8 protein-coding genes are annotated in these 12,835 nt (G+C 62.8%); 3 read left to right on the top strand and 5 right to left on the bottom strand.

Annotation, left to right across the window (positions count from 1 at the left end):
- Positions 1-12 precede the first annotated feature (12 nt).
- Positions 13-453, top strand: a complete 441-nt coding sequence (locus ACZY0R_RS40220) for an AraC family transcriptional regulator (protein ID WP_488867012.1) — start codon at positions 13-15, stop codon at positions 451-453.
- A gap of 85 nt (positions 454-538) precedes the next feature.
- Entirely contained in the window at positions 539-1,045 is a 507-nt protein-coding gene (locus ACZY0R_RS40215; RefSeq protein WP_488867010.1) for a helix-turn-helix domain-containing protein, read from the top strand.
- A 120-nt stretch (positions 1,046-1,165) separates the two neighbouring features.
- Here ACZY0R_RS40215 and ACZY0R_RS40210 read toward each other — a convergent pair whose 3' ends face one another.
- Both ACZY0R_RS40210 and ACZY0R_RS40205 read right to left on the bottom strand, forming a co-directional pair.
- The gene (locus ACZY0R_RS40210) at positions 1,166-5,020 is read right to left on the bottom strand and encodes an autotransporter domain-containing protein (RefSeq protein ID WP_488867008.1); all 3,855 of its coding nucleotides are present in this window, start codon (positions 5,018-5,020) and stop codon (positions 1,166-1,168) included.
- Positions 5,021-6,673: 1,653 nt separating this feature from the next.
- Positions 6,674-7,117 carry a winged helix-turn-helix transcriptional regulator gene (locus ACZY0R_RS40205; RefSeq protein ID WP_488867326.1) on the bottom strand — a complete coding sequence of 148 codons (444 nt, stop codon included), beginning with the start codon at positions 7,115-7,117 and terminating at the stop codon, positions 6,674-6,676.
- Positions 7,118-7,322: 205 nt separating this feature from the next.
- Between ACZY0R_RS40205 and ACZY0R_RS40200 the strand changes: the two genes are divergently transcribed.
- The gene (locus tag ACZY0R_RS40200) at positions 7,323-7,943 is read left to right on the top strand and encodes an FMN-dependent NADH-azoreductase (RefSeq protein WP_488867006.1); all 621 of its coding nucleotides are present in this window, start codon (positions 7,323-7,325) and stop codon (positions 7,941-7,943) included.
- 65 nt (positions 7,944-8,008) lie between these two features.
- On the opposite strand, the gene ACZY0R_RS40195 is transcribed toward ACZY0R_RS40200, so the two are convergent.
- The 3 genes from ACZY0R_RS40195 to ACZY0R_RS40185 all read right to left on the bottom strand — a co-directional run bounded on the left by ACZY0R_RS40195 (position 8,009) and on the right by ACZY0R_RS40185 (position 12,772).
- Positions 8,009-9,103: a transporter gene (locus tag ACZY0R_RS40195; protein ID WP_488867004.1), complete on the bottom strand. Its 1,095-nt coding sequence runs from the start codon at positions 9,101-9,103 to the stop codon at positions 8,009-8,011.
- A gap of 106 nt (positions 9,104-9,209) precedes the next feature.
- Positions 9,210-10,856 (bottom strand): bifunctional 3-(3-hydroxy-phenyl)propionate/3-hydroxycinnamic acid hydroxylase, encoded by a 1,647-nt coding sequence (locus ACZY0R_RS40190; RefSeq protein WP_488867002.1) that lies wholly within the window; start codon positions 10,854-10,856, stop codon positions 9,210-9,212.
- Positions 10,856-12,772, bottom strand: a complete 1,917-nt coding sequence (locus ACZY0R_RS40185; protein ID WP_488867000.1) for an acyl-CoA synthetase — start codon at positions 12,770-12,772, stop codon at positions 10,856-10,858. The genes ACZY0R_RS40190 and ACZY0R_RS40185 overlap by 1 nt, the downstream gene beginning before the upstream one ends.
- Positions 12,773-12,835: the final 63 nt, after the last annotated feature.

Below are 12,835 nucleotides of genomic sequence, written 5' to 3'. Positions count from 1 at the left end.
CTGACTGCGGCCGTGAAGAAGAAGCTTGTTGCGCCGTTCATTGCCGAGGACGAACGCACGCCGGCGGTGCTGAAGCTGCTGGCCTGGGGTGAAGGTCTGGTGGAGCTCATCCATCGTCTGGTGGAGATGTACCCCATGGAACATCAGTTGAATGAGCTCAGATCCCTCGCAGTACAGGCAGAAAACCGGCGTACGGAGACTGGGATTCCGCGCGTGGCCATGGTTCGGAGCGCGATCCCAGAGCACGAACTGGCGGCTGTCTACGACCCGATGGTCAACCTTATCCTGCAAGGCAGCAAGTCGATGACGGTCGGCGACCGTACGCTGCACTATGACTCGGCCACCTACTTCGTCATGTCTATTGACTTGCCCGCTGTTGGCACCGATCGCTCGACAGCATCGGGCGAGCCTTATCTCGCCGTCAGCTTGACGCTTGATCCCCCGCCGTTCTAGCGATACTGCTGGCAGACCTGCCGAACCTGTGCGGGGCAATGGACAGGAGGCCGGTTTCTCTGTGTCCGCAGTTACGCCCGAACCGATGGATGCCTGGGTACGCATGCAGCGGCTGATGGATCGGCCCGCGGATATCGCGGCGCTGGCGCCCGTTTACGAACGGGAAATCCCCTATCGGGCGCTGCAGGGCGGATGTAGCGCGACATCGCGACGCCGGACACCGCCATGGCGCGGGGTGAGCCTTGCCATCCAGTGGATCCGGCGCGACTTCGCCAAGCCGCTGCACGTCGAGTCGCTGGCGGCGAAGGCGGCGATGAGCGTGTCTGCCTTCCATCGCCACTTCAAGGCGGTGACCACGCTCAGCCCCCTGCAGTACCAAAAGCGCATCCGTCTACTACAGGCACGCACACTTCTCGTAGCTGGCGGCAAGAGCGTCGCCTCCGCCGCCTCTGATGTCGGCTACGAAAGCGCCACCCAGTTCAGCCGCGAGTATGCCCGCGCGTTTGGCCTGCCACCGGCGCGGGATACCGAGCGGATTCTCACCGCGGCACGGGTGGCGTGGGCGAGCAAAAGAGATTCGCACCGAAGGTGAGTCGCTCTAGGGGGTAGATTAGGTTTCGGGCAATGCTAGCCCGCTGGCGCGAGCCTGAACTTGTGAATGCCGAGTCGCGCACCGCCAGCGGTGACCCAACTCCTAACTCTGCATCCCGCTTCAGAAACGGTAATCGAGCTTTGCGCTTCCCGCTTGTGCGGATGCATGGCCGGTATTGATCAGCGCGTCGAACGCGAAGGAAACCGTCAGGGCTTTGGAGGGATGGAGGCTGACGCTTGCGCCGGTGGTGAGAAACGAGCGCGGCAGATCCGTGCCCGGGGCTGCGAACACCGTGCCGTCCAGGGCGGACACCGTGACGGCACGGCCGCCCGCCAGCATCTCGTGCGCGTACCCCAGCCGCAGCTTTACGTTGACCGGCTTTGCCGTGTCTCCAAACGCCTTGTCCAGCGTGATCGCTGCAAAGGGTTGCAGGCTGCGGGCGTTGTCCGTTCCCACGAATAGGTTCTGCCCGTTTGCGCCACTTTCGCTGAACGTGTTGCCGTGGAAATACGCATAGCGCAATCCCACATTCGGCGTCAACACGACGCCGCCCACCGTAAGCGGCAGGCTAGCCTGCGCCGCAGTGGTGAACTCCTGACCAATATGATCGCCTTCCGCGGTGCCGATCGAACCGAACGGCCGCTTCTGAGACAGGAAGTCGAGCCCGTATCCGACGGTCGCAGCCAAGCCGACCGGACCGTACCACCCGTTGCCGTACAGCGCGAGCCTAAGCGTGTCCGTCGTGCCCGAGCTGCCGGTGCCATCCTCGCCTATATTGGTGCGCATGTAGCCGGCAGCGGCACCGAGCGTGGATTCGCCCATCGGATGGTCGATGCCCGCCAGAAACCCGTATTGGTGCGACTGGAAGCCCGGCTGGCTATTTGTGCCGCCGACTTTCGTGCGCGAGCCCATTGCGGTAATCCAGCTATCAGACGAAGCCGGATCTTTCACGGGGCTGCTGCTCAGCCGTTCCAGTAGTGTTGCATTGACCGTTTGCGCGCGGATCAGTGCGTTCGTGCCGAGCGCGGTGTAGATACTGGTGCCAAGCGGCGCGACCACGACCCGCGCATCGGGTGTGGCTGCGGCATCGAGTATCAGCTTGACGTCATTCGTGCCATAGCTGACGGATTGCCTCAGCGTGCCAAGGTTGGCTCCGACCGCTGCCGTGTTGCCGACGCCGGTAAAGCGGCCGCTCACGCCGTTGGCTGCGGTGAGCAGGGTGTACTGCCGCGCAGTGTAGGTGCCCGGATCGTAGACAACCGCGAGCGCGCCGTTCAGGGCGGCGCTGCCGTTGACCCTGAGCTGTGAGCCCTCGGTCGGGCTCACCTCGATCGTCAGCTTGGCATTGCTGGCCTGTGTGTAATTGCCACCCACCGTCAACGTGCCGATCGACCCGCCTGGCATCACAATGCCGCCATTGGTGACGTCGCCGGAGATGGTGCCATGGCCGCGCAAGGTGCCTTGGGAGCCGACCGTCACGCTGCCGCCGAGCATGGCGCTGGCGTTGTTCAGGTCGCCGACTTCCAGCAGGCCGCCGATGACCGTTGTCGTGCCGGAAAAGCTATTGCTTACCCCGTTCAGCGTCAGGCTGCCCGCGCCTTGCTTCATGAATGCGCCGGTCCCGACCAGGCTGCCGCCAAACGTTTGGGCGCCGCTGGTGTTCACCGTCAGGGAATTGGCGCCGAGCGCCAACCGGCTGCCTGCGACCCCCGACAGGTTACCGATCAACTGGTTGCCGCCTGCGGAGAGATCAAGCAGCGCACCAGAGCCCGCCAGATTTACGTTTGTCCCGGAGGCAAGGCTACCTGCAGCCGACAGAGCGAGCGCGCCCGCATTGATCGTCGTGTCGCCCGTATAGGTATTCACACCGCTGAGGGTTTGCGTACCGCCGTTGACCGTGAGACCACCAGTACCGGCGATGCTCCCGCTGAACGTGCCAGCCGCGTTGGTCATTGTCAGCGTGCGGCGGCCGAGACTGACGGCGCCAGACCCCGAGAGGCTGGCTATCGATGCGCCGCTGGTGGTGCCTGAAATATCGAACGTACCTTTGTTCACGATGCCGCCGGACGCCGCAATACTGCCGGCACCGGTGAGCGCGAGGGTGCCCGCGTTGATGGTCGTGTCGCCGCTGTAGGTATTCGCGCCGCTGAGGGTCTGCGTGCCGCCGTTGAGCGTGAGGCCACCCGCACCGGCGATACTGCCGCTGAACGCTCCCACCGCGTTGCTCAGCGTCAGCGTGCGGCCGCCGAGGCTGACGGTACCTGTCCCGGAGAGGCTGACGATTGATGCGCCGCTGGCGGTGCCCGAAATATCGAACGTTCCATTGTTCATGACGCCGCCGGACGCCGCAATACTGCCGGTGCCGGCGAGCGCAAGGGTGCCCGCCGTGATGGTCGTGCCGCCGGTATAGCTGTTGGCCCCCGAGAGTGAAAGCGTGCCCGTGCCGGCCTGCGCCAAGGCGCCGGATCCGTCGATGTTGCCGCCAAAGGCCACGGTATCGCTCCGGCCGAAGACCAGCGTCCCGTTGTTCATGACGTTGCCTGCGATCGAGCCCATGGTGCCGCCATTGCCGATTTGCAGCGTGGCTGCACTGATCGTTGTGCCACCCGTGTAGGTGTTTGCGCCGGTGAGCGTGACGGTGCTCCCTCCGGTTGCGGCCAGGCTGCCGGTGCCGGAGACGACGCCAGAAACTATAAGGTTGGCCGCGCTGGTGTCGATGCTCACCGTGGATGTGCTTGCACCCAGCACAATCGCATTGCCAAGCGTCAGCCCTGTGCTCTTTGCCGCGATGGTCGCTGTCGCACCGGCGCTCAGCTGAATATTTCCAACGAGTTTTGAGCCGGTCAGCAGATTCAATGTGTTGCCGGTGCCGTTGAACTGGATCGCCGCGGCGCGGGTCAGGCCGTCGCTGAACAGACCGCCACTGATCGTGCCGCTGTTGGTAATGGTGTCATTCCCGTTAGCGATGACACCGGCCCCGGCCGCGGCTCCGCTTCCGGCGCCACCGGCGACATTGCCTTGATTGGTTAAGGTACTTCCCCCTCCGGCGAGATTGACCCCGGCGCCGCCGGTGCCTGCGGTGGTGAGGCTGCCATTGCTGCTGACCCCGGCGCTGCCGCCGGCGCCCCCGGCAATGTTGCCCGTGTTGGTGATAGCCGTATTGCCGCCGAGCGTCAACAAGCCGTCGCCGCCACCACCGCCGCCGCCGCCGAAGCCGCCTGCGCCTCCGTTGCCGCCACTTCCCCCGCCGATATCGCCTGCGTTGGTGAGAATGGCATTCGCCGCCGTGGTAGTAATGCCGGTGCCGCCGCCACCGCCGCCAGCGGCATTGGAAACAAAGCCGCTGGTACCATTTCCGCCAGCGCCGCCGTTACCACCTGTAACGGCTGGGCCCGAAATGATGCTCAGGCTTCCGCCGGCAAAATATAAAGCCGTGCCGCCGCCCCCGCCGCCGCTCGCGAAGTTGAAGCCGTCCGGTCCCTGTGCCCCAGTGCCGCCAGAAATCGTTCCGATGACGGTGGCCACACTGCCCGGTGTAAACACGGCCGCGTCCACGCCCACGATGCCGCCCGTTCCACCAGCGCTCTCGCCCGCCGCACCGCTTCCGCCTACACCATTGGCGCCTGGGCTGCCCGCGATCTGGACCGTGTCAGCGCCGACCAGGGTGCTGGCGCCACCGCCGTCACCGTTGCCGGCGCCGCCGTTGCCCCCGCGACCGGGCGCGCCGTTGCCGCCGGTGGCGCTGCAAGCTGTCGTTGCGCCGGAGACGCAATTAGCCGCCCATGCCGGGACCGCCGCGCCGGTAATGCCGAGCGTCAACGCGAGCGGATGCAGGGCTTTGAGCACCCGGCGCGCTGGCATACGCCGTACGACACGGCCGGTGGGGGAGCCGCCGCAGGACGCGACGGCGAGTTCGGAAGCAACCTGGGAGACCCGCAAGGTGCGGTTCCAGACAAGGCGGTAGATGCGGTTCATTGACTATTCGATTGTAAAAACCGAAGGACACCGACGATCCGCCTCGATTCACAAGCCATTGGCGCTAGCGATGGTCCGCTCGTATTTGCGGCACCGAAGCGTGTATCTGCACGCCGATTCGGTTTTAGGCCGGCTATTTATAGCGGGTGGAATATACACCAACGAGCGAAAGCATGCCGCCAGTCTAAGGTGGGGAAACTCGACAGCCTATGGAAAAGCGAATCCCGCTGCCACTTTTGGGCGGACTTTAAGGCTCGCCTGAAAGACTCAGTTTCGTGATTCAGGCGTTCTATTGTCACTGCAGCGGTTTGGACTATAGTGGATTTTCGGCTGGTTACATCGGCACAATCTCGTTCTTTACGGAAATGTCGCGGCAAGGGTGCGTAGGCGGCCAAACTCGGCGGGAGTGGTTCTTTGATGGCGTGCGGGCTGTAGAGGCAAAGAGCACGTCAATCCATCAACGTCGTTCAAGGAGTTACGCCATGCACTACTTCGTGACGAGGTGTGAACAGGGCGAAGGCATAAAGGCACCGCAGTCTTCTGTATCGGCGCCGACAGCCTTTTCTTGAACTGAGGGGACGTGTCAATACCACGGCATAAGGCGTAAGCACCAGCGGCTAAGGCAACCTGTCGTGCGGGCGCGTTTCGGCTCTGGTACATGTATGGCCGTCTGATTGTAGCCGTCGCGTGTGTCCAAACTCAGCTAGTTGCCGGTGCGGTGAAATCAGCGCTCACGATATTTTTCGCTTCTATGAACGCGATTCAGCACCAGCAGCGTTCCTTACGGTTCGCCTGCCGTCGCCGGCAGTGCTATGGGCTTGCCCTGGTCCGCATGAATCTCCGAGCGGGGCGGCCCCTTCCTCTTCGCCGGCGGCTGGTTGTCCATGGTGGCCCAGTATTCAAGAACCACTCCTCACCGCATACCGTTTTGGTTCAAGCCTGTCAGCACGTTTGGCTTGTCAAAGATGACGACGTTTATCAGAAGTTCACATATGTTGGTCATACCCACTCATCCCTTGCTCCTCTCCGCCTTCGTGCTGGCAGATTCCGCTTCGCCTCGGGGCTGGGCGTACCGGTTATCCGGCGGCTACGTTGTCCCCAGAGCTTCACACCGGGCCGTTACCGGCTCCGCATGTCTGGGTAGGGAACGGCTGATGGAACAACCGGTTTCGTCAGGTCATACGTTCTCCTGTGAAACAGGAATTCAGGCGACTTGCAGGTCGCACGAACACAGTCTTTGCAATGTCCAGGCCGTAAGTCGTAGCATTCATTTCGGGTCCCTCCATCCTCGCGTGGTTGAAGACACTCCCACTCTGGCACATCGACGCCGTTTCGTGATGGGGAGGCCCGCCTACCTGCCTCGCTTCCCAGATCTGAATGGAACCGCCGCCCGCTTCGTGGGGGCCGGGGCGCGTTCATTCCATCTTTTGCACGCTCTCCTTCACGACAGGCAACCGATTCTCTAGATGGGGCACGCTCTCGGTGACTATTCCGGCGTAATGCGCATGCAGGATGAGGCTGGCTTCACGTCAGCGGATAGAAGGTGGTGAGATGTCATTTCTCACGAGCGCAAGACCCGGCTCCGGTTCATCCTGCTTTCATCGCAACGGAGCTACCCCGCTCTGTCGCCATAAGGGAGGATTCGTATATCGATCAATCGGTCAGTTTGCAAAACGGCTTGACAATGGACTGCTCATAGAAGGGCTGGTCACACTCCGAGTTTCTCTTGCTGCGGAGGTCGAACGCCTGTCTCGCCTGTTCAATGGCCGGGAGATGCGCGATGACCCATAGGCCGAGTGCTTCCACAGGTGTCATTAGCGAGTGACCGAGGGAAGTCAACGCGTAGTCAACGCGCGGCGGAATCGTGGCATATACGGTCCGCGTAACCAGTCCGTCTCGTTCCAATCCCCGCAGAGTCAGGGTCAGCATGCGCTGCGAGATGCCGCCGATCTTCCGCTTCATTTCATTGAACCGCATGGGTCCGTCAGCAAGGAGCATGACGATGCGGACGCCCCACTTATCGCCAATGCGCGTGAGGACAGCCCCTGCTGCCTGGCAGTCTCCGGGCAGATCTATGCCGTTACGTCTGTCCAACATGCCGGGAAAGTGGCCCTTGTGCTCGGAAGTCGTGCCAGTCGCCTCGTCAGACTCCCGTTGAATGGTCGCAGGTAACATCGGTGTGCCTCCTTGTGGCGGACGCGAATGGTGGGTATGTTGGTCGCGAGCCATCACGCAAGCGCGCCCATTGAATTCGGACTGTTCAACTCCGCGATGGGCAGCGCCTACCATTGGAGATCCCCGAGTGACCACGAAGCTTCTTCACATTGATTCCAGCATCCTGGGAGACAATTCCGTCAGCCGTACCCTTTCGGCCGCCATCGTCAACAGGTTCAAGGCCGCGCATCCGGAGGCCGATGTCATATACCGTGACCTCGCCAGTTCACCGATTCCTCACTTGTCCGGCGCATACCTTGCCGCATCCCGCGAACTCAACGCGCCACACGACTCTGGGCTTCTGCAGGATCTTGCAATGGGACGGGCCATCCTGGATGAGTTTCTGGCGGCCGACATGGTGGTCATTGGTGTCGCTTTCTACAACTTCAGTATCGCCAGTCAACTGAAGGCCTGGATCGACCGCATCGCCGTCGCGGAAAAGACCTTTCGCTATACGGACAGAGGTCCGGAGGGGCTCGTGACCGGGAAGCGCATCATCCTGGCCGTGGCACGCGGCGGGTACTATGGCCCCGGTTCGCGCAACGCGGCACTGGAGCACGCGGAAGCCTATCTGCGAAGCGTATTCTCCTTCGTGGGCGTGTCCCAGCTCGAAGTGGTCGCCGCCGAGGGTGTGTCTGCCGGTGCCGAACAAAGGCAAGTCGCTATCGAGCAGGCACAGCGAAAGATCGACGACCTGCTTCCGAATTAAGTGCAACCGAGCTGTCAGGCCCATGGAAACGGCGAGACGGGATGACAGCTCTTTCGCCATCGTCATCAGAACAGCTTGATTATTCGGATCTGGGTAAAGATGCCGACCTTTGCGTTGCGCGAACTGGTTGTCGCCATGTATTGCAACGTCAGCGCAGCGTCAATGCCGGGCACCATCGCCGTATAGAACGCACCGGCATTGAGCGATCGGTAGCGGCTTTGGCCCCAGGGGTTGTTCGAGTCGTCCTGGTACTGTTGAATGAAGACGGTGTGCAGTCCGAATACGCCAATCCCGGTCTTGTATGCCGCCGCGCCTTCCAGCCCGACCCAGTTTCCGCTGCGGAGGTCATTGTCCCGATTCTTCGTATTCAGGCCCAGGGTCACCTTTGCCGCGAGGGCGATGTCCGGCGTTGGCAGGTAGGCCACTTGCACCGCCGGCCGCAGCGTATAGAAATTGCCAGTGCCTATATCGGGTGCGGGCGATGCGTTGTAGCGTCCTGTCGGAATCACGAGGGATGCGCCCAGCAATACGCGCAGTTGTTCGGTCGTATAGAGCCAGCCGCCTTGCAACTCCAGGTCGCCGATGCCAGATACGTCGCCAGAGGCACTGGCTACCTCGCCGGCAAGGCTTGACTGATATGCCGCCCCAAACTGGCTCGCGATGGCCTGCCGTGCGGCCGCGGGGACCGCGGGGGTCGCCTGCACGGCTGGCGTTGCGGCAGTAGCCCTGACCGATTGGGATTTGGCGCCATACGGCAGAACGCCGCCGAATGCGAGGCGACCGCCACCATAGTCCGCGTCGGTAATGTAGCCAATGCCGAGGTTGAACAGCTTGAAAGTGCCTGAGGCAGGGATCTGGGCGGTATTGGCACCATACGTGGGATACGCCGTCACGGGGGCAGGGGACGGAAGTGGAATGGCGCCACCGGGGATCGGCTTCGTCAGTGTGTTGCCATCGTTGCCGGTCACCTTCCTGATGTCGATATATGTTGCTGCAACGCCAACTGCAAGCCCGGCGGCATCCGGGGGTGTAAACATTTCCCCTCCGATGCTGCCTGCGACGTTGTACCGCACCTGAAAGTCTTCTCCGGCATGTGCGGTCATGCTTGCAAGGCAAGTGATTGCCGCGATGGAAAGGCAATAAACAGAAGTCTGCAACACAAGGGTCTCCTCCTTGTTATTGAAGCGGCGTAAAAGAAGCCCCGCCCGCTGGCGCCATGAACTGGCGCGAGAAGGTTTGTTATCTGTCTGCGGGGCGACGGGTACTTCAGGCGGCCTTGGGGAGGTGCATGTCAAGGCGTAGCTGTGGCGGATCGATCAGGTCCAGGGCACGCTGAAGGATGTGCTCGGCCTGAGAGGCCGGGCCTTCCGCGAGCACGCATCGATCCGGGCGGACCACCACCAGCCAGTCGAGCGGGGCCACGCGGGGCAACACGACCTCGTCCAGTGCTTCAAGGCGCCGGCCTTTGGGCGCGAGATGCTGCGCTTGGGCACGCTGGCACCATTGCCACACCTTGCCGCCAGCGAGGGACCAGCGCACCATGAGCTCAGACGACAGACGCGTCGCGGGGTCGAAGCCGAATCCGATTACTGCCCACTCAAGCCCCAGGCACTCGTCGCTGAGTGTCGGGGTTCCGCTATCTGCCGGCCGGACCCAGCCCTGTGGAAAACTCGAACCGGCACGCAATTTCTCGGTGCCGGGCACGCGCACGAACAGGCCTTTGTCGAACGTGTTTGCGGGCTTGACTTTCAGGTCTTCGAACAGGGCACGGCCGCGCGGCAACACCCTGATCGCGCTCATGCACCCGTGTATGGCGAGTGCCGCTGCTCGGTTGCGTGGCATGACAAGTGCCCCAAGAAAGCGCGCCAGGTTGATGATCTTTCTTGCGTGAGGCCGGCGTTCCTGGTCATAGCTCTCGAGAATCTGCTCGCTCGCCTGGCGGCGTAGCACCCACGCCAGCTTCCACCCAAGGTTGGCCACGTCCCGCAGGCCGGCCACCAATCCTTGCCCGGCAAAAGGGGGTGTAATGTGAGCGGCATCACCGGCCAGGAAACATCGACCTTTCGAGAACGACTTGGCTTCTCGTGCGTGAAATCGATATACCGCAGTGCGTTCGATCTGTACCTTGTCTACATCGCACCACGGCGCGAGCAGCTTGCGCACCGATTCAGGCCGCTCCATTTCCGCAGCGAGTTCCCCCGGCTTCAACATGAATTCCCAGCGCTGGCGGCCCCCTGGCGCGACCATATGCGGCGTGGGCCGTGCCGGGTCGCAGAGAAACTCGCAATGGTCAATGGGATTCGGCACGCCAAGCGCGTCAACGATCAGCCAGTCCTGCTGGAATGTGCGGCCCTCGAAATCAAGCCCCAGCTCACGCCGGACCAGTGAACCTGCGCCATCGATGCCCACCATGTACTTCGCCCTGACCTGCAGGTCGGGCGAGCCAGCCGATTTCACGACGGCATGCACATGGTGACCATCATCGACGAAGGACTGGAGTTCGGCCCCGAGGCGAACGTCCACGGTGCGGTACGCTGACAGCTTCTTGCGCAGCACCGCCTCCAATTCCGGCTGGTAGAACGTCACGAGCATCGGATGGCCGTCGACAATTCTCGCGCTGTTGATGCGCGCAAAGCGGCCGAACAGTGGCGAGCGGTATTGCACCTTTGGAATCGCCACCGTGGCGAATTCGCCCTCCGCTACGCCCACGAGCTGCAGAATGCGCAGGGCCTCGTTGTCCAGCGCGATCGCGCGCGGTTTGGCAAAGATCTCCGTGGCGCGGTCGATGGCCAGGACGCGGATCCCGTAGCGGCCAAGCAGGTTGGCCAGCGCTGCCCCCACCGGCCCCAGTCCAACAAGCAGGACATCCGTATCGAGCATGTTCCCCTGCGGGGTCTTCGTGGTGTCCGTCATCATTGCTCCTGCCATGCGGGAATCACGGGATAGCGGGCCACCAGGGCCATCGCCGCCTCACGTGACGCGACCGGACCGGAGATATCGGCCACGGCGCCGCGCTCGGGGCAGAGCCGGGCCTTGACGCGGGTGTCGGACATGCCATGCTCGGCAAGCGCCGCCCGGATGACGTGCTCGATGGTGAGCAGGCGCAGGTCTGGCTTGGAGACCTTGCCGACGGCGGTAAGGGGCAGTGTAGGCATGATTTCGATGCGCACCGGCACCGCCGCGCGTTCAGGAATCCTCTCCCGCGCGTATTCCATCAACGCTTCGCTGCAAGCCTGTGCGTCGGGCTTGAGTACCGCGAAAGCCACCGGCAATTCGCCCGCATGGGTGTCCGGCTGCCCGACCGCAGCGACCATGGCGACCGCGGGGTGTGCGGCGATCGCATCCTCGATCATCGACGGGTCGATGTTATGGCCGCCACGGATAATCAGGTCTTTCGCGCGGCCGCACAGCGTGAGAGCTCCGTCCGCATCAAGGCGGCCCAGGTCGCCCGTGTTGAACCATCCGCCCTCGATCCAGATGCCGCGGTTGTCGGCTTCCCTTAGGTAACCGGGAAACACATTGGGGCCGCGTACGCCAATTACGCCGGTCGTACCAGCTTCGGCAAGCTCGGCGGGCCTGCCGTCTGCGCGTAGCTTGAATAGCTTCAATTCCTGATACGGAATGCGGATGCCAACCGTACCGGCCTTGGGCGCGGCTTTTGGCGGGTTGACGGTCGATACGCAACTACCTTCCGTCAGGCCATATCCCTCGTGGATGCGTACGCCGGTGAGCTCTTCAAACTCGTGTGCGACCTGACTGGGTAGCGGCGCGGCACCACAGAGAACGTGGCGCAAGGTCGGGATCCCGCCCGCAGGCAGAGGTCTGGCAAGCAGCGCCGCCAGGATGGTTGGTACGGCGGAAAACGTGGTGGCCCCAAATCGGTTGGCAATCTCCCAGAAGGCGTCCAGCAGGCCCGGCGTCCGATACCCGCCAGCGGTCAGCATGACGATCTCCGAACCACTATGAAGCGCGCCGAGTCCGGTCACCATGGCGCCATTGACGTGGAAAAGGGGCAACCCAGCCAGCATCACGTTGCGCCGGTCATCGATCCGTTGAAGGACCCATGCCATCACGGCTTCGTTCAGGTGACTGTGCACGGCCACCTTGGGATACCCGGTGGTGCCACCCGTATGAAAATAGGCGCACGGCTCGGTGGGCGTGAATCGCCGCCCGCTGATCAGCCGCGTGCTGTCGGATTCGGCCAGCGCGTCATGGAAGTCAAGCACCTGCACGCCGGTACGGGCCGGCATCTTGCCGCGCGGGGTGTGGCCGCCGGAGCAGATACGCCCCCCCAATGCGGCCATCGGGTCAACCTGCAGGATCGTATGGACCCGAGGCAGCCGGTCCGCGACTTCCACGGCCTTTTCCCAGATATTCCCGTCCGTCGTGGGCCCCAGGGCGATGACCACCCTGGCCCCCGTCTCTTCGCAGATACGGGCAATGAAGCTGGATTCCAGCATCGGGTTGATCGGGCTGGCAATGCCGGCAGCTTCCGCGCCCCATAGCGCCAGGTGACCCTCGATCAGGTTCGGTAGCAGGATGGCGACTGGCACCCCCGGCGTGACACCCAGGCGGTGGAATGCATTGGCGGTGCGATGGATGCCCTCCAACAATTCGGCATAACGGACGTCGCGCGTTGGCGCGGAGGCGCTGCCGTCCAGCAGCAGCCGCAGGGCCACGCGTTCCGACCAGCGCTCGCAAGCGGTCCGTAGCACCGTGTAAGTGTTTGTGGCGTGGATCACGTCCTGCCAGGGCGTCCGTTCGATCTGTTCCACGTCCTCCAGTCGCCTGACGACATCTGGCATCGGGTTGATTGCAAGGCTACTCATAAGACTTCACTCTCATTCCAAATACTGCGATGGGATGCCACGTGTTTCATCACCAACCGGCGT

The organism is Cupriavidus sp. F041 (assembly GCF_057814235.1).
Note: the sequence above shows the minus strand (reverse complement) of the source record. Positions and strands in the feature narration are given on the sequence as shown.